A 24119-nucleotide genomic window follows, 5' to 3' on the forward strand; every position below is an offset into this window, starting at 1 on the left:
CTGAACGCCAGCAGACAGCATCGGTCCCTGGCTTTCAGACACACGACGCGCGCTATCCGTCCATCAATTTTGGCAGCAACCGCACCCAGTTGGTGTCCGGCCAGTGGTCCAGAAAAGCCAGGGCCTGCGGGCTGAGGGCCGCGTCCAGCTCAATCGCCAGCAGCGCCTGACCGCCGCGCGTCTGGCGGGTGCAGGTCAGGGCAGCGATATTCACGCCGTCGGCGGCGATGGTTGCGGCAACACGGGCGATCATGCCCACCGCGTCGGTATAGCGCAGTAAAACAGTGGGGCTGAACGCGCCGAAGTTGACGCCTAGGCCCTGCACCGCCGTCACCAGAATCACGCCGCCACCCGTACTGCTGCCCTGTACCGTGACCTTCTCCTCATCGCCGTATAGCTCAATGTGGGCGGTGTTGGGGTGAACGTCACCCAGGTCCACGGCATTGAACTCGTACTCAAGGCCCGCCGCCGCTGCTTCCTCAAAGGCGCGGGGAAGGCGGGCATCATCCGGCATGAAGCCCAGCAGTCCGGCCACCAGTGCCAGATGGGTGCCGTGACCGCGCCCGGTCTTGGCAAATGAGGCATGCAGGCCGATCTTCGCCCGCTTCGGGGCCTCGCCCAGCAGATGGTGGGCCACCAGACCCAGGCGGCAAGCCCCCGCCGTGTGGCTGCTGCTGGGGCCGATCATCACCGGGCCAATCATGTCAAGGAGGGACATGGGGGGAGTATAGGCGGGAGAACATCCCAGAACCGAAACGGGCAGGGGACGCCCATGTTGGAATCCGCTACCCGCCTTCCCTGATCTGAGAGAGAATTACTGCTGCTGGCCGCTGACTTCCGCCATGTTCTCGCGCAGTTCTTCCAGCTTTTCCTCGCGGTCCACGCCGGGGGCCAGACCATCGGCATTCACGCTACCGACTGCGCCCTGCATGCCCTCCTCAACCACTTCCTGCTGGTCCACGTCACCGCTGTTGGCTTCACGCTGGGCTTCATCAGATTGGGTCATGCCCATAGCGTGGCCTGCCGTGGCGTCTGGAGGATGGGAAAAGCGGGCAGGTTCCTTCATGCGGGCCGCTTCACGCAGGGCGCGCAGGCTGACGCCAGGATGGGCCAGCGCGGCGCGGACCAGCGGCAGCCGCACAGCGTTTGGGGCGTGGGCAAACACTTTGAGCATGCTACGCGCCAGCTCGCGCACCCCGGTATGAGGCCCAAGAAAGGCGTGCCACTCAGCGGCGGGCAGGTGGAAGAAGGCCGCGAAGAATTGCCCCAGACGGTCCCCCGGCAGTTCCAATAATGCTCCCAGGTCCAGCAGATGCACCCCCCGCGCGGCGCGGCGTTCCGGGGGCCAGAGGGCGTCCCAGCCAGCGGCGGCAGCGTCCTCCCCATTTTCCAGCGCTGTTACCACCGCCTGGGCCACACGCGGCGCATCCTTCAGCGCCCCGGCCACCTGAAACCCGCTGATCGGGTGGACCAGCCCCGCCGCCGCACCGTAAGCCAGGATCGGGCCAGGAACAGGTGCGGGCGCGTTCATCGGAAAGGCCACCCACTCGTCGGATTCGGTGTCGTGCGGGGGCGTGCCGAGTGCCTTTAGGCGGGCGTACAGACGTGCCTGCATGAACTCGCGGCTGGGGGCGGGACGGGCGATCAGGCTGGTTTCCTGCACAAAGTAGCGGTCCCCGCCCAGATGCATGGAATACAGGAACGTCGGCTCGGCTCGGACCTCTGCCGGGTCCAGATGAGGAGCGCGGTAATCCATCCAGACCATCGCGCCGGGGGGACTGGGAGGACGCTGAAAATGGGCCACGATGCCGTAAGCCGTCTGCAACGCTGCGCCGCCCTCGAAGGGCGTGGGTAGCAGCAGGCCACCGTGCCCGGAGGCGTCTACTACCAGCCGCGCCGTCCACTCCTCGCCCACCTCGCCCCGGACATGCCAGAGCTTGCCCCGCTGTTCCGCGCCCGCCACCCTGCCCTGCGTCCAGCATAGTCTCTCCCCTGCCCGCTCCAGCAACGCTTCCAGCAGACGGGCATTGTCCAGCAGCCCATAAGGCCGCAGCAGGGGCGTGGGCTGGGGGCCGGTATAGACCCGCACGTCGGTCCAGACTTGAGCAGTGCAAGCCTGCGCCCAGCCGGCCAACTCGTCCAGCCACGAGCCGTAAGTGGGGGCAAACGGCTGCGGCGGATGCGGAGCTACCACGCGCACGCTGAGACCGCGCCGCCCCAGTTCGGTGGCCAGCGCCAGACCGGATGGGCCACCACCCACCACCAGCACGTCGGTTGTTTGATCTGAAAGGGCGTCCACAGGCATTCGCAGCAGGCTAGCGCCCCCACGGCGGCGGGTCTGTGGGGCTTCGGACGCCCCACAACTCCCAAAGCAATTTAAAGCCCGGTCAGGGCTGAACTGTGCGTTTGGCGGCACCGGGGCCAGGAAGGCGGGACTAGCCTCTCTGTCATGTCTTCACGCAAATTCACCCGCGCCGCTGGCCTGGGTCTGGCCGCCGCACTTGGCCTGACGCTGGCTGCCTGCTCGCCCCAGAACACCCTGAACGCCGTGACCTCCACGAACGGACTGAACGTGACCCAGAACGTGCCCTACGGCCCCGCACCGCGCAACGTGATGGATGTGTACGCGCCCCAGAACGTGCAGAACGCCCCGGTGGTGCTGTTCATTCACGGCGGCTCCTGGCAGAACGGCAGCAAGGACGGCCACAAGTTCGTGGGCGAGTCGCTGGCCCGCGCGGGCTACGTGACCGGCGTGATGAATTACCGTCTGGCCCCCGAACACCGCTACCCGGACTACATCCAGGACGCTGCCGCCGCCCTCAAGGTGCTGCACGACACGGCCAAGAGCTACGGCGGCAGCCCCGACAACCTGTTCGTGATGGGCCACTCGGCGGGCGGCTTCAACGCCGTGGAAGTGGTGGACAACGCCCGCTGGCTCAAAGAGGCCGGGGTGCCCATCAGCGCGGTGCGCGGCGTGATTGGCGTGGCTGGGCCATACGCCTACGACTTCCGGGGCGAACCCACTGCCCTTGCCTTTCCAGTCGGCGGCAACCCGGATGACATCATGCCGGACCGCCACGTTCGCCCGGACGCACCGCCCAACCTGCTGCTGGTGGCCGCCAACGACACGACGGTGGACCCCTACAACGGCGTCACGATGGAAGCGGCCCTGAAGAAAGCGGGCGTGCCGTCCGAACTGAAGGTGCTGCCGGGCCTGAACCACATCACCATCATCGCCGCGATGGCGCGGCCCTTGAACTTCTTGGGCGACACCCGGCAGCAGGTGATCGACTTCATCGAGACGCACAAACTGCAATAAAAACCGTATCCATTCCCTGAGCTGGCACACCAGTTGTGTCCGCGTCGGCTTTGCCCCTTGATCCTGTCCGTCTGGGCCATTAGGATAGGCCCCCGTGTGGGCGGTTAGCTCAGCGGTAGAGCGTTCGCCTTACAAGCGAGTGGTCGTAGGTTCAAATCCTATACCGCCCACCACGAAAAAAGCCCCGCCTAGCGCGGGGTTTTTCATTTTCGCTGTCACTGGATTCCAGCACTTTGAAGCTCCCGGCGTGATACCAGTACAGTGGGGCTTCATTTGGATCCCTGCTGTTCCGTGAACAAATCGGGACAGCGTCGGTTTGTCAATTCCACTCCCGGCACCCGCCCCTCTCCTAACCGCGCCCACTCGGACTCACCCGTTCCAGCAGACGCGTATCGATTCAAGGCCTCAGGAGTAACAGCAGGCGCACGGGCAGACCACAGAGCCAGCTAAAAGCTACCACCAGGAGGCCAAGGCTAACTCGTGGTGTGCAGAGCCTCATTCCGGCAGACTGAAATGGGGCCGAGGATGGGCTGGGCCTGAAGTTCACCGCACATACCCAAAGGGACAGCCCGCGCGGCTGCATCAATCTGGAAATCCGTTCAGGACAGTCCAGCCCAATCGGCGTCTGCCCTCCGCTGCCGCAGCAACGCCACGAACACTTCCGTCAGCACGGGGTCAAACTGCCGCCCAGCCTGCGCGCCGATCTCAACCAGCGCTTCCTGCGGCGTCCACGCCTTCTTGTAGGGCCTGTCGCTGATCAGCGCGTCATAGACATCGCAGAGTGCGAGAACCCGGCCCGCCAGACTGATCTGACACCCTGCCTTGCCCGCCGGATACCCCTGACCGTCCCAGCGTTCGTGGTGATCGGCAATCACCTGCAGCGTCGTCTCAGGCACAAAACCCAGCTCTGCGGCGAACTGAACGCCACCCTCGACATGCGAGCGCATCGCCGCCCATTCCGAGGCGTCCAGTGGACCCGGCTTGTACGGCTTGTACAACACTGTGTCTGGGATCTCGATCTTGCCCACGTCATGCAGGTAGGCCCCCCAGCGCAGCGCCTGACGCTGGGATGGAGACCAGGCCAGGGCCTCGGCCATCCACCTGGCCAGTTCGGTCACCCGGTCCGTGTGGCCCTTCACCTCGCTGTCATGGACTTCCAGCGCCTGCCCCAGCGCCCACAGCGCCGCTTCACAAGCCCCGCTGGTTTCAGGTGCGGCGGGGCGTCCGGTCAGGGAGGAGACCAACATACTCAAGGCTACGGCTGTAGGCTTTGCCGTGGCGTTACCAGGATGAGAAACTGAGGAAAAACCCCGATCTGGCATTCAGATCACCAGCTCACGCTGGGCGGGGCGCAGATGCTGCCACAGCAGCGCCTCCAGGCTGGTCAGCGTGTGGTCTTCCTCGGCCCGCAGGCGCAGCAACAGCAGTCCAGCACTGCGAAAGGCCAGATCCTTGGCCTCGTCCCGGCGGCGCTGTTCGGCAGGGTGGACCGTCTTTCCCATCAGTTCGATGGCCGCCACGGGATGGTGTCCGTCCAGCACCACGATCAGGAAATCGATGTGTTCGTCGCGCAGGCTGGCGAGGGCGGCCTGCTGCGGGGGCAGGGCAGCGACGATCAGGAACAGATCGTAGAGCCGCACATTGGGAAAGGCGCGGTAACCGGGAGGCAGTGCCTGCTCCAGCGTGCGGAAGAACTCGCCCTCGCTGAGACTGAAAAACGGACTCCGGGTCTCGACGGCCAGATGGCCCGGCAGCGCGGCCATCGGCGGATTGGGGACGACAGGAGTCTGGACCTTCGGAGCGCTGGAGATCCGGCTGGTCCGGCCATGCCAAGCCCGTGCCAGCATCGTGACAACGATACCCAGCAGCAGACCCAGCAGGAAGACAACCATTTTCTGATAGTAGGCAGAAGGTCATCACAATGCTCTGCCAGACGGGTTTTCTAAGGATGATATGGACACAGATCAAACCGGTTGCGAGAGCGGTTTGATTTGAGTGGACGCGAGAAGGAGAGGTGCGGGTCTACGGTGCGTGCCCCCGGAGGACGTGCCTTTCGCCTTTCATGTGCCGCGCCAGAAGCGGATTCAAGGTGAGCTTTACGTCAGCCTGCCTTTGAAGCCGCTGCACTCCAGAGCGCCCGCCACCTTCGTGGTTCAGGCCGCCTTGGCCTGCTCCAGCGCCAGCCTTTCCCAGTTCACACGTCGACGTCGCCACTCGAAGATGCCTACCTTGACGATTTCCTCCAAGCCGCGCGCGATGAATACGCCCCAAACCCCCAGCGGCGTGTTCAGCCCCAGCCAGATCGCCAACGGCAGTCCGATCACGAACGCGCCCACCACGTCCCCGGTGATGATGCCCTTGCCGTCGCCCGCGCTGGGCAGGATGCCGCCGCCCACGATCATGTTGCGGACCTTGAAAATCTGCGTGCTGGCGTTGATCAGAATGCCAATCACGGCGATATGCTGCACGGCCCCGCCCACCTTGGGAAACAGGCCAGGGACGATCAGGGCGCTCAGGGCAAACAGTGCGCCGAAGCCCAGGCCCGTGACCAGCCCGGCGCGCGAGATGCGGGCCAGCCACAGCCGCGCCCCCGCCGCGTCCCCCTGTCCCAGCGAACGCCCGATAAAGACCGTGGCCGCGCTCATCAGGCCAAAGGAGCCGACGATGAAGATGCCTTCCAGCGTCGCCACGATCTGGCTGGCCGCCAGCGCCACCGTGCCGACGCGGGCAAAGACGGCGGCGTACATGAAGTTGCCCAGGCTCCACACGAATTCGGTGAAGGCCAGCGGCGCGCTCAAGGCGATCAGCGGCCCGGCGATGGCACGCAGAGCGGCCCGCGTGGGAAATTGCAGCGCGGCCAGATGGCGCGGCCCGAACACCTGATAGGCCAGCAACACGGCTTTCAGGGTGTTGGCCAGGACCAGCGCCCACGCCGCGCCCACCACGCCCAGTTCGGGCAGCGGGCCGACGCCAAACACCAAGCCGTAAGCGGCGAGGCTTTCTACCACCACCGTGAAACTGGTGACCACCAGCGGCGTGCGGGCGTGCCCCAGCGAGCGCAGCGCCCCGCTGAAGATCCAGCCCAGCACCCCCGGCACCAGCGCCAGCATCCCCACCTGCATATACGGCACGGCGGTGCGCGTCACGTCCTCCGCGCCGCCGGCCAGCCGCAGCAACGTGTCGGCATTCAGGATGATCGGCACGGTCAGCGCGCCCGCCAGCACCAGACTGACCACCAGCGTCACGCTCAGGGTCTGGTTGACGCCCGCGCTGTCGTTCGCCCCGGCCCGCCGCGCGATCAGAATGCTGGTTCCCGATCCCAGCGCGCCCAGCGTCACAAAAAACAGGAAGCTGAGGCTGCCGGTCAGGCCCACCGCCGCCACCGCCACCGCCCCCAGCGCCCCCACGATGATCTGGTTGATAAAGGTCAGCAGCAGTTGAATCACCATCTCCAGGCTAACGGGGACGGCAATAGAGGCGATCTCGCGCATGGGCGACTTAATCGTTTCAGACGGTGGAGAGAAGGTGGGAATGGCAGACATAACGCGCCAGATTACACCTTTATGTGCCGGAATAAATCAGCTAGATGGCGGAGGGTGGATCAGGCGGTCAGACACGCCTTTCCCCTCGCTATTTCTGAAGCTCTCCCTCGTCCGGCATAGCCACGAAGCCGCCCTTCGGATTCTCCTGCAAGCGGGCGAACGGCGTGCGTGGATCGTGCGGGGTGCAGATGAGCGCGCCCTGCTCGAACCACTGCGGCAGGTACTTTTTGCGGGTTTCCAACGTGGTCACCGGGTACAGGTCATAGCCCATGATGTACGGCAACGGCGTGTGGGCCAGGGTGGGAATCAGGTCCGCGACGTACACCAGCGTCTGACCGCCACTTCGCAGGACAACCCCCTGCTGGCCCAGGTTGTGACCAGGCAGCGGCAACACGCTGAGGCCGGGGCGCAGCTCGTGTTCGCCGTCGATCAGATCGAACAGTCCGGCGTCCGCGATAGGTTCAAAGGTGTCCGGCACGTAGCTGGCGCGGCTGCGCTCGTGGGTGTGGCGGGCATCGTCCAGTTCGCGCTTTTGCACGGCGTAGCGGGCATTAGGAAACGTCGGCTCGTTCAGCGCCGTGATATTGCGCCCAGCGTGATCAAAGTGGAGGTGGGTATTGATCACCAGGTGGATGTCATCCGTGGTCAGGCCCACGTTTTGCAGGCCCCGGAACACGGTTTCGTCGCGGTCCAGGCCGTAGATCGATTCGAACTTCTCGCCGCCCCGGTCCCAGAAGCCGGTCTCGATCAGGATATTCTCGCCGTTCATTTGAATGAGCAGTGGATTGATCCTGAGCGCGATCCGGTTCTGCTCGTCTGCCGGGGCAACCCGCTCCCACAGCGCCTTGGGCACGCTGCCGAACATCGCACCGCCGTCCAGGCCAAAGCTGGCGTCCGTGAGGCTGGTGACTTGTACTTCTCCGATCTGCCGCGTGTGATTCCAGGCCATCGGGTCAGACTAACAAACGTTAGGTTGCGGATGGTTGATTAGCCCTGCACCAGATCCTGATATTCGGGGTGTTTGCCAATGTAATCCGCGATGAACGGGCAGGTGGGAACAACGTTCAGGCCGCGCTTGCGCAGATCATCCAGCGCAAACTGAACCAGTTTTGAGCCGAGACCCTGACCCATGTACTGACTATTCATTTCGGTGTGGGGCAACTCACGAGCATTCTCCAGTGGGCGGTACCCGGCGTAGCCCACCAATTCACCGTCCACATAAACCTCGTACTGCTGTGCGGCCTCGTTATCTCTGAGGGTGATCTTTCCCGAATTGCTGGTCATGTCCCCAAGCTAGGGCCTACGGCATCCAGATGAATGCGGGAGCAGTTGGGGTTTCGTTGCCTTTGCCGCTGACTACTTCGCCATCTGGTCCGGCGCTTCGACGACGTCCACCAGGGATTCCAGCAGACGCATGGCCTGTTCCAGCAGGTGGGCCTGCACGCGGGCCGCCGCACGCGCCTGCCGCCATTCCAGCCGCACGCGCGCCAGACTCAGGGGATCGCCGCCGCGCTGACCCAGCACCTTCAGCCGTTCCTCCAGCGCCCCCACCTGCTGGCGCAGCGGCGCGAAGCGGGCCTGGGCGGTACGGGCGGTGTGCAAGGTGGTTTCCAGTTGCGCCCGCGCCTCCGTTTCGGCGGCTTCCAGAGCTTGCTGGGCCTGCACGGCAGCAGACTCTGCGCCCGGCCCGGCCTTGGCCCGCCACTGGGCCAGTTTGAGGGCATGGCGGGCACGCAGCACCGCCGGGTTCAGCGGCACTTCCAGCGAGAAGAACTCGCGGTCCAGTCTGGCCTCGCCGGGCGGCAGGGGCTGATCGGCGTCCCCCACCTCGATCAGCGGCGTGAAGGCTTGTAGGAAGGCGTCGAGCTGGGTCAGGGTCAGGCGGGCGTGGGCCAGTTGGGGCACCACATTCTGGCCGCCCTGGAGTTCGGCCTGGAGTTCGCGGACATTCAGGCGGAGCCACTCGGCTTGGGCAGCGGCGGCAGCCACGGCGTCGGCCACCTCGGTGCGCGAGTGATCGGCCCGCAAGCTGCTCAGCATCTTCTCGGTTTCCCAGCGGCGCACCTCGGCCAGGGTGGCCTGCACATCCCACTCGGCGGTCTGCGCCAGCCCCAGTAGCGTGGGATCGGCGCGGATGGCCCCCAGACTGCGGCCCGCGATCTCGGCGTTGGCGCGGGCCAGCAGCAGTGGCAGATCATGCGCCCGCCGGCCCCAGCGCAACGGCGCAGGCGTGGCTTCGGGGGCCAGCGGGCCGGGGGTGGGCTGGGCCGGGACCGGGACCGTCTGGGCGTACTCTGCCAGGTCCACGGTGGTGCTTTGCAGCCAACTGTCGGCGCGGGTATCCCCAACGGTCTGGCGCAGGCTGCTGTAGACGTCCTGCAACACGGCCACCACGTCGCGCGGTCCCAATGCCCGCAGCGCAGGCCAGCCCCGACGCTGCACCGCGCCCTCAATCGCCGTCTCGGCCCCATGCAGACCCAGTTCCTGTCCCAGGCGGGTCCTTAGCCACTCGCGGTACGGATCGTGGCTCATGGACTGGCCCCGGCGTTCCCCAGCCCAGTCCTGCGCCGCTGGCGGGCACACTCGAACAGCACCAGCGCGGCGGCGGTGGCCACGTTCAGGCTATCGGCGGCGCTGCCAACCGTCATGGGAATGCGGACGCTCAGGCCGCTCCCATTCCCGGCCTGACGCCAGTGCGCGGGCAGCCCCCCGTGTTCGGTGCCCAGCAGCAGCGCCAGCCGCCCGGTCAGCGGCGCGTCCCAGTAGACGTGCGGCGCGTCGGGGGTGCAGGCCACCGTCACGCAGCCCTGCGCCGTTAGATAAGCGTAGGCCCCAGCTTCATCCAGCGCCACCACCGGCAGGGCAAACACGCTGCCCTGGCTGGCGCGGATCACGTTGGGGCCGTAGGGGTCCGCGCCGCGCCCCAGCACCAGTACCGCCGCCGCGCCCGAGGCGTCCGCCGTCCGCAGGATCGCGCCCACGTTGCCGGGTTTCTCCAGGCCGTCCAGCACCACCACCACGGCGTCGGGGGCCAGATCGGGCAGGGCCACCACAGGACGGTTCGCCACGGCCAGCAGCCCATCGGGGTTCTCGCGCCCGCTGACCTTCTCGAAGGCGGCCCGCGACAGTTCGGTGGCGGTCAGGGGCAGAAGTGCATCGATCCCGGCGGCCTCCGGGCTGTGCAGTTCGGGGCAACTGAAAATCTCGGTGGGCATCACGCCTGCGCCCAGTGCCCGCGACAGCTCCCGCGCGCCCTCGATTAAAATGACGCCCTCCTGCTCGCGGCCCCGCCGGGCGTGCAGGCGGACCAGCCGCTTGAGCTGCGGATTTTGCAACGAGGTGATGGGAGGGGTGCTGGAATCGGCGCGGGTCATGCCCGGCCATTATGGCAAACCTCCTCTGTCTGCGCCGTGACAACAGGGCGGCTGTGGCCAGAAGTGTGGTCAGCACAGCCTCGCCATACGCTGTACCCGGTTCATCTGACCCCACCCCATACCCCTGGCTGCGTTAGCTTGGCACCATGCCGCTGGCCTACCCTCCGTTCAAAACTTGCCCGTGCGGCTCCGGGCACAGCTACGCCCATTGCTGCGGCCCGGCGCACGACGGTTCGCGGCCCGCGCCCACGCCTGAAGCCCTGATGCGCTCGCGCTACTCGGCCTACGCACTGGGCAACGCCGCCTACGTGCTGGCCACCTGGCACCCGGACACGCGCCCGGCGGACCTGCACCTGAATCCGGCCACCCGTTACCTGTCCCTGAAAGTCTACGAGGCCAGTGGCAACGAGGTGGAATTCAGCGCCGCCCTGCAAGTGAACCGGGGCGAGCGCTATGTGCTGCGCGAACGCAGCCTGTTTGAACAGGTGGACGGGCGCTGGGTCTACGTGGACGACATCACGCCGCCGACGCTGGACGCACCGGAAGGGTGAGGCTCAGGCCAGCACTCCGACGTAGATTTCTTCGAGGGATAGGGCGCGGTTCAGGCACGGCAGATCAATTGCGCCTTGACCTCTGAATTCTTCCAGCACCCATTCTCCGTCCTGCCGTGAATAGGCGTACACGCGACGCTCGGCCTGCTCTACCAGCAGATACGTCTGTAAACTGGGCAGTGCGGTGTACAGGCCAAATTTGCCCGTGCGGTCATGCGCGGCGGTACTGGGCGACAGGACTTCCACGAGCAGGCAGGGCTCGGTCTCGAAGTTGTCCTCGGGGTTGTCGGGACCACAGGCCACCAGAACATCCGGGTAGAAGAAGTTTCGGCTGCCACCCACACGCAGTTTCATGTCGGAGGAATACAGGCGGCATCCTGCCTGCATGGCGGCGGCGTAAAGATGCGCGGTGATGTTGGTGCAGATGCGCGTGTGCGGCTTGCTGGCCCCCGCCTGCGCGTGCAGCGGATACACGAAGCCGTCCACGTACTCGCGCTTGTACGGGCTGGCTTCCTCAGTTCGCAGGTACTCCTCGGCACTCATGCGCTGGAAGGCAGGTTCGGTCATGGCAAGAGTTTACGACAATAAGGATTAATTATTTTCAGGAGCCTTAACTTTTTCGTAGAGATTAGGAAAGGGAAAACCATCTAGATTTAAATTCTCCCTGCGCTTTTTAAGCGTATGTAGATAAAGAGTAATATTTGGGTCTTTTATGGCATTATCTATTCTATATTTTATGTAACCGTCATCGCTAATCAGCTTATTAGCTATATATTTAATAGCTAAGTCTAGAGAAAATAGCAAAGCATCGATAGATGAATTTAGAGATAGCGAGTCAAATTTTTCATCACGCAAGCTAAAATACGCAATTCTACCTTGAAGTAGCATAGCGGGGTAAAAACTCAACTTACCACTCTCCAAATAGTATTGTGCGGACGCGATTTCTCTTTCTAAGACGAGCAAATCGTGTATCTGTTTTTCATATTGTATTTTGCGATCTTTAGCGATTTGATTGTTCGTGATGGCCGTAAATATCAAAGCAAGAGATGCGAAAAAGCCTCCCATCATACCGAAGCTATCTCCAAGAATGCCAAAACTACTAAAATGCTCTGGCGCTGTAACCGCAATTGTATTCAGCTTAAAAAGCATGTAGCCAAGCCACAACACCCACAGCAGCAGGCAGCCCCAAATCAAATTCGGCAACTGACCGAAACGCTGTTTCAACCCACATCCCCCGGCAAGGCAATCCTTCCCATCACCGCCGTTGCCGCCGCCACAGCGGGCGAGGCCAGATAAATCTGCGCGTCCTTGTCGCCCATGCGGCCTATGAAATTGCGGTTGCTGGTAGACACGCAGACCTCGCCCGGCGCGAGAACGCCCTGATGACGGCCCATGCACGGCCCGCAGCCCGGCGTGCCCAGCACCGCCCCGGCGCGTTGCAGGGTCAGCAGCGTGCCGTCTTCCATCGCCGCTTCCATGACCTGCGAACTGGCCGGAATGACCAGCAGGCGCGTGCCAGGGCTGACCTTGTGGCCGCGCAGAACGTTGGCGGCGGCGTGCAGGTCTTCCAGCCGCCCGTTGGTGCAGGTGCCGATAAACACCTGATCCACCTTGAGGCCGCGCAACTCGGACACGTCATGCACGTTGTCCACCTCGCTGGGGGCGCTCATGCGGGGGTTCAGGACACTCAGATCGATTTGGATTTGCTGCACATAGGTTGCGCCGTCATCGGGATAGACCCAGTCTGGCACGTCGTACATCGTCAGGATTTCGCCGCCGGGCACGACGAGGCCCACCTTCGCGCCCGCCTCGACGCACAGGTTGGCCAGCGTCATGCGTTCCCCGCGCGTGAAACGGTCCCCGGCATGAATCTCTATGCTCTGGTACGTCGCGCCGTCCGCTCCCAGCGTGCGGATCATTTCCAGGGCCACGTCCTTGGCGCTCACATCGCCTCTCAGTTCGCCCGTAAAGGTCACCTTCACGCTCTCTGGCACCTTTAGCCACGTTTTGCCGCTGGCGGCAGCCAGGGCGATATCGGTTGCGCCCATGCCCGTGCCAAAGGCGGCCACCGCGCCGTAGGTGGTGCTGTGGCTGTCGCTGCCCAGCACGATCCAGCCGGGTTGGGCCAGCCCCTCCTCCATCAGCACCTGATGACAGATGCCGCGCCCCACGTCGAACAGGGCCACGCCCGTCTGGGCGGCGTATTCGCGGGCCTCCTTCTGCGCCTGCGCCACGCTGACGGTGCTGGCGGGGGCCACATGGTCCACCACGATGGACACGCGCTCTGGGTACTTGGGCAGCGCTTCCAGGTCCTTTTGCATGCGCTCGATAAAGCTCTGGGCAATCGAGTCCACCACCATCACCTGATCGACCTCCACCACGGCGAGGTCTCCGGCATACACAGTTCTGTCGCCGCGCTGGGAGAGGATTTTCTCGGCCATCGTCTGGGGCTTGCTGGCGGACATCATGGGACTATTGTGCCGCCTGCGCGCGAGGAACGGCGTGAGCTTGACTGGAATAGAGGGCGGGAAGTTGGCGAATGCCAGTTCAGGTGGAAGCTTTCTCACGCTGCCCGGTCGCCACCGCCGCGCCGATCAGCAGCAGCAGCGCCGAACCCAGCAGCCCCCAGTTCAGCGTCCCGGTGATATCCGAGAGCCAGCCAGACCAGATCGGCCCCAGCACCTGCCCGGCAGAAAAGGTAGCGGTGGCCGCGCCCAGAGCCGAGGCCCAGACTGCGCCCGGCAGCGTGCGGCGCACCAGGGCGGTAATAGCGGCAATCACCGCCAGAAAGCAGCCGCCGAACAGGATGCCCGACACGAACACCGGCAGCAGCGCCGCCGAGGCCAGCGGCAACGCTGTGCCAATCGCCAGCACCAGCAGGATCAGCGCCAGCGATTGCCGGGTGGGCCAGCGCGCAATCGGGTCTCGCCACACCCACGAGGACGCCACCACCGCCGCGCCCAGCACGATCCAGAAGGCGGCCACCGCCCCCGAACCCAGGCCCTCGCCGCGCAGGAAGGCGATCACGAAGGTCATGTACGACACGTAGCCCGCGCCGAACAGAAAATAGGAGATCAGGGTAGGCGTCAGAGGGATCAGATTCAGTCTCACGCCACCGCCCCCCGCGCCCGCCACCCGCCCGCCCATGCCCACGGTGCTGCGCCACGAGTAGGCACAGGCGGCCAGGGCCAGCGCGCCCACCGCCCACCACGCGCCTTCCCAGCGCACCCCGGCAGCCAGCAGCGCCGGAACCACCGCGCCCGAAGCCATGATGCCCAGCCCCACCCCGCCAAAATACCCACCCACGATCAGGCCCCCGCTGCGGGCGTTGAAACGGGAGGCCAGCTCGGCGGCCAGCGCCCCGCCGGTCACGAAGGTCACGGCCCCCCCCACCCCGGCCAGCGCCCGCCACAGCAGCATCCACGAATAGTTTCCGGTCAGGCCGGAGGCCAGCAGGGCCAGCGCGGTGATCAGCATGCCCAGCAAAAAAGCGTGCCGCAGGCCCAGCCGCCGCCCCACGCCAGCGCCAGTGGCCGCGCCCAGCAGGTAGCCCACGGCGGACGCGGTGTTCAGCCCGCCCGCCTGCGTGTAGTTCCAGCCCAGACTGCCCTGCATGGCGGGCAGCATCAGCGCGTAGGCGAATCTGGCCAGTCCCAGCGCCACCGCCGGACCCAGGGCCAGCCCCAGCGTGGGCCACAGGGCGGACAGTGACAGTTCTGGCAGGGACGCAGGAGTAGAAACGGAAGGAACGGCCACGGCCCAGGATAGGGCGGCGGCGATGGCTGGCGTGGGCTTGACTCTTGCCCCACCCGCCCCATAGCAACCCACTGCCGCTTCCCGGCGCACCCAACCCCGTATCCTGAACGAATGGTCAAGCTCGATGAAACCTCCCTGCCCGGCGTGGGCATGCGCTACGATTTCGATGGCAAATTTGGCAAACGCGTGGGCGTGATCACGCACCGCGACGGGCGGCGCGAACTGTTCGTGTCCCTGCGCGAGGACCCCGACTCCTGTGCCCAGAGCATCGTGCTGGACGAGAAGGAGTCGGAGGTGGTGGCCGATCTGCTGGGCGGCAGCACCGTGACCCGCCGGATGGCCCAGAGCATGCAGGACATCGAGGGTCTGGCGATGGACTGGCTGCCGCTGGCCGACAGCACGCCGTACAGCGGTCAACCGCTGGGCAGCGCCATGATGAGAACCCGCACCGGGGCCAGCATCGTGGCCGTGATCAGGGGCGGCGGAGCGATTCCCGCGCCGGGGCCGGAGTTCATCCTGCGCGCCGGGGATACCGTGGTGGTGGTGGGCACGGCGGACGGCGTGACCCGCGCCGCGCGGCTGCTGAACGGCGAACCCATGGAAAAACCGGCCAAACCCGCCAAATCGCTGGCCGAAACCCCGTGATTCATCCTCCCACAACACCGGGGAGGTGAAGCGTGGAGCTGGGCCAACTGTTTCTGGAACTGGGCGGCGTGATCTTTCTGCTGGCCCTGGTGGGCCGCGCCGCCGGACGCCTGGGCATCACCCCCATTCCGCTGTACCTGCTGGCGGGCATCGGCCTGGGTGCGTTCATGTCGCTGGGCAACGCCCCAGAGGAATTCATCCACACCGGCGCGGAAATCGGCGCGGTGCTGCTGCTGTTCACCCTGGGGCTGGAATACACCAGCGAGGAACTCAGCAACAACATGAAGGCCAACCGGCAGATCGGCATCATCGATCTGGCCCTCAATTTCACGCCGGGGCTGATCGCGGGCTTTCTGCTGGGCTTTACCCCGATGGCCGCCGTGCTGCTGGGCGGCGTCACCTACCTGACCTCCAGCGGCATTGCCAGCAAGATCCTGCGTGACCTGGGCAGGCTGGGCAACCGCGAAACGCCCGTGATTCTGGCGGTGTGCGTGATCGAGGACGTGGTGATGGCCGCCTACCTGCCGGTGGTGGCCGCCCTGCTGATCGGCGGCACGCTGGTGGCGGTGGGTGTGAATCTGCTGGTGGCGCTGGCCGCCTTCGGGCTGGCCTTCTTTCTGGCGCTCAGATACGGTCATGTCCTGAGCCGCGTGATGAACGTGCCCAGCGACGAGGCATTGCTGCTGGGCGTGCTGGGGCTGGTGCTGGTGGTGGCGGGCGTGGCGGACCAGCTCAAGGTGAGCGCGGCCATCGGCGCGTTTCTGGTGGGCATCGCGCTTTCGGGCGAGGTGGCGGACCGGGCGCGGCGGCAGATCGAGCCGCTGCGTGACCTGTTCGCCGCCGTCTTCTTCGTCTTTTTCGGCCTGCAACTGAATCTGGCCGAGGTTCCGCCTGTGCTGCTGCCTGCGGTTCTGCTGACCATCATCACCGGGGCCACCAAATTCGCGGTGGGCTGGATCGGGGCGGGGCGCGCGGGCGTGCAGATTCGCGGGCGCTTTCGTGCCGGGACCACCCTGATTCCGCGCGGCGAATTCAGCATCCTGATCGCGGGCCTGGGCCTGGGTCTGGCCCCCAGCCTGGGACCGCTGGCCGCCGTCTACGTGCTTCTAACCGCCATCCTGGGGCCGGTGCTGTCGCGTTTCGATGCCCAGCTCGCGCCGCTGCTGGACCGCAAAAAGCCGGAAAAGCAGGCCCCCGCCCCTGGACCGACATGAGGTCCGCATGACCGGACGCTCTACGCATTTCTTCTGAGATCGGGCTGAACCACTGTTTATACTCGGTGTATGAACCCTGCAAGTGTCATGACGGAGAACCCACTGCTGAACGTGGGTTTCCGCGTTCCCTTCGATCAGATCAAGCCCGAACATGCCGAGGCCGCCGTAGACCAGTTGCTCTCGGAGGCCAACGAGCGTCTGGAACGCCTCGCGCAGTCTGGCGAACGCGGGTTTCAGGGCTTCATGGCCGATCTGGACATCCTGACCGAGCAGCTCGGCACCGTGACCACCATCGTTCACCATCTGGACGCGGTGGTCAGCAGCCCCGAGTGGACGGCGGCCAAACAGGCGATCCTGCCCAAGACCAGCGAGTTCTATACCAACCTCAGCCTGCACCCCGGCCTGTGGGCGGCCCTCAAGGCGTTTGCCGCAACCGACGCCGCCGCAGGGCTGGACCCGGTGCGCGCCCGGCACCTCAAGCTGACCATCGACGACTTTAAGCGCGAGGGTGCGGACCTGAATAACGCCGACAAGGCCCGCCTGCTGGAGCTGAACACCCGGCTGGCCCGCGTAACCAGCGACTTCGGCAAGAATGTGCTGGACGCCACCGCCGCCTACGAGCTGTACGTGGATGCCGGGCGTTTGAAGGGCGTGCCGCAACGCGTGCAGGACGCCACCCGCGAGGACGCCCAGGAACGCGGCAAGGATGGCCACCGCCTGACCCTGCACCAGCCGATCACCACGCCGCTGATGACCTATGCCGATGACCGCGAACTGCGCCGGGAGATCTGGGAGGCCCAGCAGCAGGTAGGTAAGCAGGATGGGCGCGACAACCGCCCGCTGCTACGCGAAATTCTGGAGCTGCGCCGCGAGAAGGCCGGGCTGCTCGGCTTTGCCAACTTTGCCGACTACGTGTTGCAGGACCGAATGGCCGGAGGCGGCGAGACGGCCCTGAACTTCGAGCGCGATCTGGAGGCCCGCACCCGCCCCGCCTACGAGCGCGAGAACGACGAGCTGGAAGCTTTTTACCGTCAGCACGCCGGTGCCGATGCTCCTGCCCTGGCTGCCTGGGACGTGGCGTACTGGGCCGAGAAGCAGCGTCAGGCCCAGTACGACTTCGACGAGGAAGCCCTGCGCCCCTACTTCCCCCTCGACAACGTGCTGTCCGGCCTGTTCGAGATCACAAAACGTGTCTTCGGCGCATCCGTGAAGGAAGCGCAGGCTCCCGGCTGGCACCCCGAAGTGCGCTACTACGACATCCAGGATGAGAACGGTACCCACGTCGCGTCCTTTTACACCGACTGGTTCCCGCGCGATACCAAGCGCGCCGGGGCGTGGATGAACGGCTTCATCACGGGCGGCCCCCGCGAGGGTGGCGTTGATCCGCACCTGGGCCTGATGTGCGGCAACATGACCCCCCCTGGCAAGGACACACCCGCGCTGCTGTCCATCCGCGAGGTGGAAACGGTGTTCCACGAGTTCGGCCATCTGCTGCACCACGCGCTGTCCACCGTGCCGATCAAGTCGTTGAGCGGGACCAGCGTCGCCTGGGATTTCGTGGAACTGCCCAGCCAGATCATGGAAAACTGGGTGATGGAACGCGAGGCGCTGGACCTGTTCGCCCGCCACTACCAGACCGGCGAGGCGCTGCCCCAGGATCTTTTCGACAAGATGATCGCCGCCCGCAACTACCGCGCCGCCAACACCTCCATGCGCCAGTATTCCTTTGGTGCAACCGATCTGATGCTGCACGTCGAATACGACCCGGCCAGCGACGCGGACCCGGTGGCGGCAGCCCGAGACAGCATGGCCCGCTTCGTGCCGTACCCGCTGCCCCAGGACTACTCGATGGTGGCGTCCTTCAACCATCTGTTCTCCAGCCCGGTGGGTTACGGAGCCGGGTACTACAGCTACAAGTGGGCCGAGGTGCTGGACGCTGACGCCTTCTCGCGCTTTGCCAGCGAGGGGATTTTTAACCGCGACACGGGCCGCGCCTTTGTGGATAGCGTACTGAGCCGGGGTGGCAGTGAAGACCCCGCCCAGCTCTACCGTGAATTCATGGGCCGTGACCCCGACGCGGACGCCCTGCTGCGCCGCAGTGGTCTGCTGCCCACATAAATCCTGCATCTGGCAACCCGGCTCCCGGTTTCAAGGGTGAGCCGGGTTGCCTTTGCGTTATTCTGTGCCGATGGTCAAACGTGCCGTGCTGCTCGCCTGCGCCCTGCTGTCCTCCTGCGCCATTCCTGCCGTTCAGGCACAGGCCACCCCGGAAGCGCAACTTCTGGCGCGGCTGAACGAAATCAGGACGCAGGGTGTGAGCTGCCCCGGCAGTGGGCGCAGACCTGTGGCCAGCGCTTTGAGCATCAGCGCGCCGCACGCCCAGGCCGCCCGCCTTCAGGCCGGATACATGACTTCTTCCGGGCGCATCACGCACACCGGGCAGAATGGCAGCACGCCCCGCATCCGTGCTGCCAGCACAGGGGTCAATGCCACCAGCGTCACCGAGATCGTGTATATGGGGACTGGCCTCAACACGGAACAGGCCATGCGCTGGTGGCTGGGCAGCGCCACCCACTGCTACTGGATGACCGAGGGGCGTTATACCCACGCCGGAGCCAGTGTGGTGCGGGGACCACGCGGCACGGCCTACGTGATCGTGCTGAGCAGCCAGCCCAGATAGCCGATTCAGATGGACTCCGTCTGACGCGGGAGAAATCAGGATAGCCCTCAGAGTCCTTACGAGAGTTCGTCAGGCCCGCGCGTCGATCTGCTGGATGGCCCAGCCGTTTCCATCCGGGTCTTTGAAGAAGATGAAACCCGCGAAGTTCAGGGCGTCGTCGTCTGTGGCGGGGCGTGCACCTGCCGCGCCCATCACCTGAACCGGGCCGACCTCCACGCCGCGCTCTAAAAGTTGTGCGTGGGCGGCGAGCAGATCCCTGACCACCAGTTGCAAGCCCTGAAGCGAGCCGGGTTCCATTCTTGCCAGCCCCGTTCCGATCACGATAGAGCAGCCCGAACCCGGCGGCGTCAGTTGCACGATGCGCCGCGTTTCTCCCATACGGGTGTCGTGGTCCACCTTAAAGCCCAGCCCGTCCTCGTAGAAGGTGCGGGCGCGGTCAATATCAGTCACGGGAACAACGATGACTTCCAGGGTCCAGTTCATTTCATCTCCTGTGTAAAACTCAGCCTCGCCGCCGTGAGAGCTGCCCGCAGTGGTCCCAGCGCTTTCGGCCCCAGCCCATGTAGGGCCAGAATTTCCTTCTCGGTATGGGCGGCGAGTTGCTGGGGTATGCCCATGCCCGCTCCAGCCAGGGCGCGGCGGGCCGGGGCCGACAGACCGGGTGGAGGCCAGGGGTCAGGCGCGATCATTCGGCTTTCTCGTGGGTCATGGAGGAGCCGCCGGGCCACTGTGCTGAAGGGCGTACCGCAGGGCCACCACACCCGCCTGAAAGGGCCGGGATTCCAACAGGGTCAGCTTCATGTCCTGTCCGCCTCTAAACAGCGGGGGGCCGCCGCTCAGCCCCACTGGATTGACATAGATCAGGTACTCATCCACCAGTCCCAGCCGCGCCAGCACATGCACCAGTCGGGGGCTGCCGAAGACCATCAGCGGGCCGCCCGGCTTTGCCTTTTGCTCCCGGACGGCCTCAGCCGCGTTCTCGCGGATCAGGGTGGTGGTGTTCCAGTCGGCCCGGTCCAGCGTGCGGGAGATCACCAGTTTTGGAATGGCCTCCACCCAGGCCAGGTGTGCGCGGTCACGCGGCGTGCTTTCGGGATTGCCAGACACGGTAGGCCAGTAGCCCTCCATCATGCCGTAGACCACGCGCCCGTAAACCGCTACGCCAATTCCCTTGAGCCGGGCGTCCACATCGCCCGCGATTTCAGGCGTCACGTTGGCCCAGTTCAGCCCACCATTCGGCCCGCAGGCGTAACCGTCCAAACTCAGGTGGGTAAAGGAGACGAGTTTGCCCACTTTAATCACCTGCCTGGTACGCCGCCCGCAGCCACTCCACAACCTCGGCATCTACCCCCGCCAACTCCGTGATGCGGACGCGGTGCGTGACCATGCTGTTCCAACTTCCGGCTGCCTCAAAACGTTGGGTGGCCTCTACATCCTTGCGTTTGATGCCGAGGTCCAGGCGTCCGGCCCCCGGCTGCACGATGGCAAACTTCTTGCTGCCCCGCAGCAGGCTGACATAGCTCTCGGTGGGAGCAATGTCCACGTCCTCGCCGAAGCCCTGCACGGTTTCCAGCAGCGCTTCATAGAGCGGCCTCCACATTGCCTTCTTGCCACTAAATACGGCGTCCACCTTGTCGGCTTTGGGCGTCTTGAAAGCATCCGGTTTCAGCAACGCGCCCGCGACGGCGGTGGCGTGGCCGTGGCCCAGTTCAAACTCGGCCTTGAGCCACTTCACGATCTCGCCGTGCTTGGTCAGCCCCTTCTCTGCGGCCAGGATGCGGAAGTCGGCCACAGTTTTGCCTGTTTGTGTTTGCACGGTGTCCAGATATGCCTGAAATGACATGGGTTCTCCTTTTATTCTACAGCGGCCCGATCCATTGCCGCACCAGGGCTTCCAGGGCCGCCTGCTTGGCCTGGATATCTGCCGGGGTGAGAAGGGTCATCACACCCCGGTCTTCGGCCACCCACCTCATCAGGCCGGACGGATCGGCCACGTCCACCTTCATGGGCAGCGGCGTGGCCCTGACCTTTGCGCCGGTATGGAAGACGAGCTGAATCGCCTGGGCAGGCCCGAGTCTGAAGGTAGCAAAGTGCTGGACAGTGCCGTGCTGTATGGTGAAAAAACTCAGACTGCTCCACTTCACGCCCTCCTGAATACGTGCGTCTACGCCCAGGATGATGCGGCGGAGCGTCTCAATCTCCGGCTTGCGCGCGTGAGCGAGACCGGCCATAAACGTACTGGCCTCCGTAGCGTCCCGTCCCAGCTTCGTTTCCTCGTTCTTCGTCAGCGCCGCGATAGCCCCGTCAATCCGGCGCTGACGGGTCTCCACTGTTTTGGCTCCCTCCACCGCCAGGGTGTGCTGACGCTGGCGGCTGTAGGACAATGCCTCGAAGCGCTGTTTGGCCACCGCATCGGCATCCAGCGCCGCTTGTAAATCGTCTGGCACGCTCACTTCACGGGGTTCGGTGTCCAGTTCCAGTGTCACGTCCAGCACGTCTCCGGCCTGTATGCCCGCCCCGGCGCGGTGTTCGGCACTGACCGGAAGCATGAATTTGCCGCCCCGCACGGCGACGGTGCTGCGGTAGGCGCACTCGCCAAGCCGCACATGTACCGCAGGCTTCTTGCCCACGCCCAGGCGTTCGATGATTTCCGGCGGGACTTCCAGGCCGGTGGCGTTCTTGCCGCCCAGAAGCAGGGTGGCCTGAAATGTCAGGGGGCCGCTCATGCCTTCGCTCCCAGCGCATAGCTCAGCCTCACCACACCGGAGCTGTAGGTCTGAGAATCAACCAGCTTCAGCCCTGCACCCTCCGCCCCAAACAGGCGTTTGCCGCTGCCCAGCACGACGGGATAGACCAGCAAATTCAATTGATCCGCCAGACCGCGCTCCAGCAAAAACTGCGCCAGTTCGCCGCTGCCGTACACCAGAATGTCCCCGCCCTCCTGAGCCTTGAGTTTCGTGATTTCCCCGGTGATGTTCTCGCGGATGAGGTGCGAGTTGTTCCAGGCGACGGCCTGCAAGGTGCTGGAAACGACGTATTTGGGCAGGATATTCATCCGCTCACCAAACTCCCCGGTGTCGGTGGCCGTCGGCCAGTAGCCAGCGAAGCCCTCGTAAGTCATGCGGCCCAGGAGCAGAGCGCCGCTGCTGAACAGCTCCTCGCGTTTGAAGAGGCCGATTTCCGGGCTGGCGTGGCCTGCCTGCCACGGCGTCGGCTCTTCCATCACGCCGTCCAGCGTTACAAATTCTGTCACGATCAGTTTCCGCATTCTCAGCTCCTCAGCCGGTAGGTCAGGTGCGTGGCGTGGGCCGACTGCACCACCCGCACCTGCTCCATGCACGTGATTTCATCCAGTTCTCCGCATAGCCGCAACCCGCCGCCCAGCAACACGGGGGCCACATACAGTTGGAGTTCATCCACAAACGCCCGCTTTCAGAAATGCCTGCGCGGTCTGTGCGCCGCCCGCCACACAGATGTCCTTTTCCCAGGCGGCGGCACGGGCCTGGGCCAGTGCGCTCTCCATTCCCTCCGTGACGAAGATGAAACTGGCCCCGCCGCGCTCCACCGTGGCCAGAGGGGTATGCGTCAGGATGAATTGCGGCACCCGGTATTCGGTGTCGAAGCCGTCGGGCGCGGTGCCAAAAGCCGTGTGTCCCAGGATCATCGCGCCAATGCGGTCCAGCAACTCACGCTTGATGGCCCCGGCTGCGCCCTCCTGGGCAAAGTACCAGTCGTGCAACCCGGCGTCCTCGCCCTTCGGCCCCGCGATAAAACCGTCCAGCGAGACGGCCAGATCAAGGAAAACGCGCCCCATCATTTCCACTCCTGCTGTGACGTGTGCGCTGCAAATGGTATGGATCTGGTCATGGGGTGTCCTCCTGGCCGGTGTGTGCATGGACATGACACGGCAAACGAATGGAAACAGCCTTATTTTTCTCGTATAATTAGTATATAACAGAATATACCCGGAAAGCAATCCTGATTACACAGCCAGGGGAGGCGGCAGGAGCGGGACAGCTTGGGGGCGGTTGACTGCTTCCCAAACTGTCCCGCTCCTGTTGATAGCGTGGAAGCGTCCGGTTCAGCCTGCCTGGGGTCCGGCCAGATGCTCCGCCAGCCGGTCCCAGGTTTCGCCTATGCCCTGGAGCATGCCCATGTCCATGACGGTCTTCAGTGCGCCCTCGCTGCCGTATACAGAGCGGCTGACCACGCAGGTGCCTCCCGCCACTTCCTCAAAAATCAGGGTGGCCTGGGTGGTGGGCAGGTCCGCATTGATTTCGCCCGCAGCATCCGAGAAATAGTCGGTGTAGACCAGCCGCTCGGGGGCCACGATCTCGTCGTAGACACCCAGACCCCACGATTCCATGCCGTAGAAATCGCCCTGTGCCCGGTCCATGCACTTCATGCAGTAATGCCACTTGCCGCCGGGGCGCAGGTCCACGGTGCAGTGCGTGAGTTCCCAGCCGCGCGGCCCCCACCAGTGGCGCAGGTGATCAGCCGCCGTGAACGCCTCGAACACAAGGGCGCGAGGTGCTTTGAAGGTGCGCTCCAGAATGAGTTCCTTTTCATTCTCCACTCTTGAGGTCATGGCGGGCAGGGCACTGGTCATGCTTCATCTCCTGATTCGAGTGAGAGGGCGTCCGGTTTCTGCTTCTGAAGCTGTTGCAGGTAACCGTCCAGATTGTCGAAACGTTCCTCCCAGATTTGCCGGAAGTTGGCAAGCCACTCGTCCAGTTCCCGGAAGGCTTCGGGCCGCAGGTGGCAGATACGGCGGTTGGCGCTGGCCTGCACGTCGATGACCCCAGCGTCGCTCAGCACCCGCAGGTGCTTGGAGGTCTGCGGCTGCCGCATGTTCAGGCGAGCGGCAATCTCACCCACCGTCAGCGGTTCCTGGCGCAGCAGCTCCACCATCTGAAAGCGCTGCGGATCAGCGAGGGCGTGAAAAGTCGCGGTATTCAAGGCTGGGCGGTTCACCTCCTGTTTGAATGGATCAAGTATTCCATATCTAGAATATTCTTGTCAAGACATATTACAAGCT

29 protein-coding genes and 1 tRNA gene are annotated in these 24119 nt (G+C 64.6%); 7 read left to right on the forward strand and 23 right to left on the reverse strand.

The window, feature by feature from the left end; translation table 11 throughout:
• Nucleotides 1–52 precede the first annotated feature (52 nt).
• The gene (gene sdaAB / locus DAAJ005_RS11865; RefSeq protein ID WP_151847281.1) at nt 53–718 is read right to left on the reverse strand and encodes an L-serine ammonia-lyase, iron-sulfur-dependent subunit beta; all 666 of its coding nucleotides are present in this window, start codon (nt 716–718) and stop codon (nt 53–55) included.
• 96 nt (nt 719–814) lie between these two features.
• Nucleotides 815–2305, reverse strand: a complete 1491-nt coding sequence (locus DAAJ005_RS11870) for a lycopene cyclase family protein (protein ID WP_151847282.1) — start codon at nt 2303–2305, stop codon at nt 815–817.
• Between the two features lie 144 nt (nt 2306–2449).
• Between DAAJ005_RS11870 and DAAJ005_RS11875 the strand changes: the two genes are divergently transcribed.
• Both DAAJ005_RS11875 and DAAJ005_RS11880 read left to right on the forward strand, forming a co-directional pair.
• Nucleotides 2450–3319, forward strand: a complete 870-nt coding sequence (locus tag DAAJ005_RS11875; RefSeq protein ID WP_151847283.1) for an alpha/beta hydrolase — start codon at nt 2450–2452, stop codon at nt 3317–3319.
• A 98-nt stretch (nt 3320–3417) separates the two neighbouring features.
• Nucleotides 3418–3492, forward strand: a tRNA-Val gene (locus DAAJ005_RS11880).
• Nucleotides 3493–3918: 426 nt separating this feature from the next.
• On the opposite strand, the gene DAAJ005_RS11885 is transcribed toward DAAJ005_RS11880, so the two are convergent.
• The 7 genes from DAAJ005_RS11885 to DAAJ005_RS11915 form a co-directional block, all read right to left on the reverse strand.
• Complete coding sequence (locus DAAJ005_RS11885; RefSeq protein WP_192930746.1) at nt 3919–4566, reverse strand: HD-GYP domain-containing protein; 648 nt, start codon at nt 4564–4566, stop codon at nt 3919–3921.
• 75 nt (nt 4567–4641) lie between these two features.
• Entirely contained in the window at nt 4642–5211 is a 570-nt protein-coding gene (locus tag DAAJ005_RS11890; RefSeq protein ID WP_151847285.1) for a DUF2726 domain-containing protein, read from the reverse strand.
• A 261-nt stretch (nt 5212–5472) separates the two neighbouring features.
• Nucleotides 5473–6861: an MATE family efflux transporter gene (locus DAAJ005_RS11895; protein ID WP_151847286.1), complete on the reverse strand. Its 1389-nt coding sequence runs from the start codon at nt 6859–6861 to the stop codon at nt 5473–5475.
• A gap of 88 nt (nt 6862–6949) precedes the next feature.
• Nucleotides 6950–7810 (reverse strand): MBL fold metallo-hydrolase, encoded by an 861-nt coding sequence (locus tag DAAJ005_RS11900; RefSeq protein ID WP_151847287.1) that lies wholly within the window; start codon nt 7808–7810, stop codon nt 6950–6952.
• Nucleotides 7811–7848: 38 nt separating this feature from the next.
• Complete coding sequence (locus DAAJ005_RS11905; RefSeq protein WP_151847288.1) at nt 7849–8145, reverse strand: GNAT family N-acetyltransferase; 297 nt, start codon at nt 8143–8145, stop codon at nt 7849–7851.
• Between the two features lie 72 nt (nt 8146–8217).
• The gene (locus DAAJ005_RS11910) at nt 8218–9393 is read right to left on the reverse strand and encodes a hypothetical protein (RefSeq protein WP_151847289.1); all 1176 of its coding nucleotides are present in this window, start codon (nt 9391–9393) and stop codon (nt 8218–8220) included.
• On the reverse strand, nt 9390–10235 hold the full coding sequence (locus DAAJ005_RS11915) for an RNA methyltransferase (RefSeq protein WP_151847290.1): 846 nt from the start codon (nt 10233–10235) through the stop codon (nt 9390–9392). The genes DAAJ005_RS11910 and DAAJ005_RS11915 overlap by 4 nt, the downstream gene beginning before the upstream one ends.
• Before the next feature lie 146 nt (nt 10236–10381).
• Here DAAJ005_RS11915 and DAAJ005_RS11920 point away from each other — a divergent pair, with 146 nt between their 5' ends.
• Nucleotides 10382–10786 (forward strand): YchJ family protein, encoded by a 405-nt coding sequence (locus DAAJ005_RS11920; RefSeq protein WP_075831835.1) that lies wholly within the window; start codon nt 10382–10384, stop codon nt 10784–10786.
• Between the two features lie 3 nt (nt 10787–10789).
• Here the strand turns inward: DAAJ005_RS11920 and DAAJ005_RS11925 are convergent, their stop codons facing one another.
• From DAAJ005_RS11925 to DAAJ005_RS11940, 4 genes are all read right to left on the reverse strand, one after another.
• A complete protein-coding gene (locus DAAJ005_RS11925) occupies nt 10790–11353 on the reverse strand; it encodes a Uma2 family endonuclease (RefSeq protein WP_151847291.1) in 564 nt (187 codons plus the stop codon).
• A gap of 24 nt (nt 11354–11377) precedes the next feature.
• Nucleotides 11378–12010: a hypothetical protein gene (locus DAAJ005_RS11930; protein ID WP_151847292.1), complete on the reverse strand. Its 633-nt coding sequence runs from the start codon at nt 12008–12010 to the stop codon at nt 11378–11380.
• Nucleotides 12007–13254, reverse strand: coding sequence for a homoaconitate hydratase family protein (locus DAAJ005_RS11935; RefSeq protein WP_370519709.1), 1248 nt, complete (start codon nt 13252–13254; stop codon nt 12007–12009). Before DAAJ005_RS11935 ends, DAAJ005_RS11930 begins: the two co-directional genes overlap by 4 nt.
• A 79-nt stretch (nt 13255–13333) precedes the next feature.
• Nucleotides 13334–14542 (reverse strand): YbfB/YjiJ family MFS transporter, encoded by a 1209-nt coding sequence (locus DAAJ005_RS11940; protein ID WP_151847293.1) that lies wholly within the window; start codon nt 14540–14542, stop codon nt 13334–13336.
• A gap of 111 nt (nt 14543–14653) precedes the next feature.
• Between DAAJ005_RS11940 and DAAJ005_RS11945 the strand changes: the two genes are divergently transcribed.
• From DAAJ005_RS11945 to DAAJ005_RS11960, 4 genes are all read left to right on the forward strand, one after another.
• Nucleotides 14654–15187 (forward strand): cation:proton antiporter regulatory subunit, encoded by a 534-nt coding sequence (locus DAAJ005_RS11945; protein WP_151847294.1) that lies wholly within the window; start codon nt 14654–14656, stop codon nt 15185–15187.
• A 32-nt stretch (nt 15188–15219) separates the two neighbouring features.
• Complete coding sequence (locus tag DAAJ005_RS11950; protein WP_151847295.1) at nt 15220–16401, forward strand: cation:proton antiporter; 1182 nt, start codon at nt 15220–15222, stop codon at nt 16399–16401.
• Nucleotides 16402–16470: 69 nt separating this feature from the next.
• A complete protein-coding gene (locus tag DAAJ005_RS11955) occupies nt 16471–18519 on the forward strand; it encodes a M3 family metallopeptidase (RefSeq protein ID WP_151847296.1) in 2049 nt (682 codons plus the stop codon).
• A 70-nt stretch (nt 18520–18589) separates the two neighbouring features.
• Nucleotides 18590–19081, forward strand: a complete 492-nt coding sequence (locus tag DAAJ005_RS11960; RefSeq protein ID WP_151847297.1) for a CAP domain-containing protein — start codon at nt 18590–18592, stop codon at nt 19079–19081.
• 69 nt (nt 19082–19150) lie between these two features.
• Here the strand turns inward: DAAJ005_RS11960 and DAAJ005_RS11965 are convergent, their stop codons facing one another.
• The 10 genes from DAAJ005_RS11965 to DAAJ005_RS12010 form a co-directional block, all read right to left on the reverse strand.
• Nucleotides 19151–19564: a VOC family protein gene (locus DAAJ005_RS11965; RefSeq protein ID WP_151847298.1), complete on the reverse strand. Its 414-nt coding sequence runs from the start codon at nt 19562–19564 to the stop codon at nt 19151–19153.
• Nucleotides 19561–19770 (reverse strand): DNA-binding protein, encoded by a 210-nt coding sequence (locus DAAJ005_RS11970; protein WP_151847299.1) that lies wholly within the window; start codon nt 19768–19770, stop codon nt 19561–19563. The genes DAAJ005_RS11965 and DAAJ005_RS11970 overlap by 4 nt, the downstream gene beginning before the upstream one ends.
• Nucleotides 19771–19786: 16 nt before the next feature.
• Nucleotides 19787–20374, reverse strand: a complete 588-nt coding sequence (locus DAAJ005_RS11975; protein ID WP_192930747.1) for a dihydrofolate reductase family protein — start codon at nt 20372–20374, stop codon at nt 19787–19789.
• A gap of 1 nt (nt 20375) precedes the next feature.
• Nucleotides 20376–20924, reverse strand: a complete 549-nt coding sequence (locus DAAJ005_RS11980) for a DUF4287 domain-containing protein (RefSeq protein WP_151847301.1) — start codon at nt 20922–20924, stop codon at nt 20376–20378.
• Between the two features lie 16 nt (nt 20925–20940).
• Nucleotides 20941–21807 carry a YdeI/OmpD-associated family protein gene (locus DAAJ005_RS11985; RefSeq protein WP_151847302.1) on the reverse strand — a complete coding sequence of 289 codons (867 nt, stop codon included), beginning with the start codon at nt 21805–21807 and terminating at the stop codon, nt 20941–20943.
• Nucleotides 21804–22349, reverse strand: coding sequence for a dihydrofolate reductase family protein (locus tag DAAJ005_RS11990; RefSeq protein ID WP_151847303.1), 546 nt, complete (start codon nt 22347–22349; stop codon nt 21804–21806). The genes DAAJ005_RS11985 and DAAJ005_RS11990 overlap by 4 nt, the downstream gene beginning before the upstream one ends.
• Nucleotides 22350–22351: 2 nt before the next feature.
• Entirely contained in the window at nt 22352–22501 is a 150-nt protein-coding gene (locus tag DAAJ005_RS11995) for a hypothetical protein (RefSeq protein WP_151847304.1), read from the reverse strand.
• A complete protein-coding gene (locus DAAJ005_RS12000; protein WP_192930748.1) occupies nt 22494–22898 on the reverse strand; it encodes a dihydrofolate reductase family protein in 405 nt (134 codons plus the stop codon). The genes DAAJ005_RS11995 and DAAJ005_RS12000 overlap by 8 nt, the downstream gene beginning before the upstream one ends.
• Before the next feature lie 264 nt (nt 22899–23162).
• The gene (locus DAAJ005_RS12005) at nt 23163–23690 is read right to left on the reverse strand and encodes an SRPBCC domain-containing protein (protein WP_151847306.1); all 528 of its coding nucleotides are present in this window, start codon (nt 23688–23690) and stop codon (nt 23163–23165) included.
• Nucleotides 23687–24040 carry a helix-turn-helix transcriptional regulator gene (locus tag DAAJ005_RS12010; RefSeq protein ID WP_151847307.1) on the reverse strand — a complete coding sequence of 118 codons (354 nt, stop codon included), beginning with the start codon at nt 24038–24040 and terminating at the stop codon, nt 23687–23689. Before DAAJ005_RS12010 ends, DAAJ005_RS12005 begins: the two co-directional genes overlap by 4 nt.
• Nucleotides 24041–24119: the final 79 nt, after the last annotated feature.

This window comes from Deinococcus sp. AJ005, from assembly GCF_009017495.1.
In the GTDB taxonomy this organism is placed as follows: domain Bacteria; phylum Deinococcota; class Deinococci; order Deinococcales; family Deinococcaceae; genus Deinococcus.

Excerpts from the sequence above, each read along its gene's own strand:
- sdaAB (WP_151847281.1), bottom strand. The coding sequence starts at position 718 with ATGTCCCTCCTTGACATGATTGGCCCGGTGATGATCGGCCCCAGCAGC.
- DAAJ005_RS11870 (WP_151847282.1), bottom strand. The coding sequence starts at position 2,305 with ATGCCTGTGGACGCCCTTTCAGATCAAACAACCGACGTGCTGGTGGTG.
- DAAJ005_RS11875 (WP_151847283.1), top strand. The coding sequence starts at position 2,450 with ATGTCTTCACGCAAATTCACCCGCGCCGCTGGCCTGGGTCTGGCCGCC.
- DAAJ005_RS11885 (WP_192930746.1), bottom strand. The coding sequence starts at position 4,566 with ATGTTGGTCTCCTCCCTGACCGGACGCCCCGCCGCACCTGAAACCAGC.
- DAAJ005_RS11890 (WP_151847285.1), bottom strand. The coding sequence starts at position 5,211 with ATGGTTGTCTTCCTGCTGGGTCTGCTGCTGGGTATCGTTGTCACGATG.
- DAAJ005_RS11895 (WP_151847286.1), bottom strand. The coding sequence starts at position 6,861 with ATGTCTGCCATTCCCACCTTCTCTCCACCGTCTGAAACGATTAAGTCG.
- DAAJ005_RS11900 (WP_151847287.1), bottom strand. The coding sequence starts at position 7,810 with ATGGCCTGGAATCACACGCGGCAGATCGGAGAAGTACAAGTCACCAGC.
- DAAJ005_RS11905 (WP_151847288.1), bottom strand. The coding sequence starts at position 8,145 with ATGACCAGCAATTCGGGAAAGATCACCCTCAGAGATAACGAGGCCGCA.
- DAAJ005_RS11910 (WP_151847289.1), bottom strand. The coding sequence starts at position 9,393 with ATGAGCCACGATCCGTACCGCGAGTGGCTAAGGACCCGCCTGGGACAG.
- DAAJ005_RS11915 (WP_151847290.1), bottom strand. The coding sequence starts at position 10,235 with ATGACCCGCGCCGATTCCAGCACCCCTCCCATCACCTCGTTGCAAAAT.
- DAAJ005_RS11920 (WP_075831835.1), top strand. The coding sequence starts at position 10,382 with ATGCCGCTGGCCTACCCTCCGTTCAAAACTTGCCCGTGCGGCTCCGGG.
- DAAJ005_RS11925 (WP_151847291.1), bottom strand. The coding sequence starts at position 11,353 with ATGACCGAACCTGCCTTCCAGCGCATGAGTGCCGAGGAGTACCTGCGA.
- DAAJ005_RS11935 (WP_370519709.1), bottom strand. The coding sequence starts at position 13,254 with ATGATGTCCGCCAGCAAGCCCCAGACGATGGCCGAGAAAATCCTCTCC.
- DAAJ005_RS11945 (WP_151847294.1), top strand. The coding sequence starts at position 14,654 with ATGGTCAAGCTCGATGAAACCTCCCTGCCCGGCGTGGGCATGCGCTAC.
- DAAJ005_RS11955 (WP_151847296.1), top strand. The coding sequence starts at position 16,471 with ATGAACCCTGCAAGTGTCATGACGGAGAACCCACTGCTGAACGTGGGT.
- DAAJ005_RS11960 (WP_151847297.1), top strand. The coding sequence starts at position 18,590 with ATGGTCAAACGTGCCGTGCTGCTCGCCTGCGCCCTGCTGTCCTCCTGC.
- DAAJ005_RS11965 (WP_151847298.1), bottom strand. The coding sequence starts at position 19,564 with ATGAACTGGACCCTGGAAGTCATCGTTGTTCCCGTGACTGATATTGAC.
- DAAJ005_RS11970 (WP_151847299.1), bottom strand. The coding sequence starts at position 19,770 with ATGATCGCGCCTGACCCCTGGCCTCCACCCGGTCTGTCGGCCCCGGCC.
- DAAJ005_RS11980 (WP_151847301.1), bottom strand. The coding sequence starts at position 20,924 with ATGTCATTTCAGGCATATCTGGACACCGTGCAAACACAAACAGGCAAA.
- DAAJ005_RS11985 (WP_151847302.1), bottom strand. The coding sequence starts at position 21,807 with ATGAGCGGCCCCCTGACATTTCAGGCCACCCTGCTTCTGGGCGGCAAG.
- DAAJ005_RS11990 (WP_151847303.1), bottom strand. The coding sequence starts at position 22,349 with ATGCGGAAACTGATCGTGACAGAATTTGTAACGCTGGACGGCGTGATG.
- DAAJ005_RS12000 (WP_192930748.1), bottom strand. The coding sequence starts at position 22,898 with ATGATGGGGCGCGTTTTCCTTGATCTGGCCGTCTCGCTGGACGGTTTT.
- DAAJ005_RS12005 (WP_151847306.1), bottom strand. The coding sequence starts at position 23,690 with ATGACCAGTGCCCTGCCCGCCATGACCTCAAGAGTGGAGAATGAAAAG.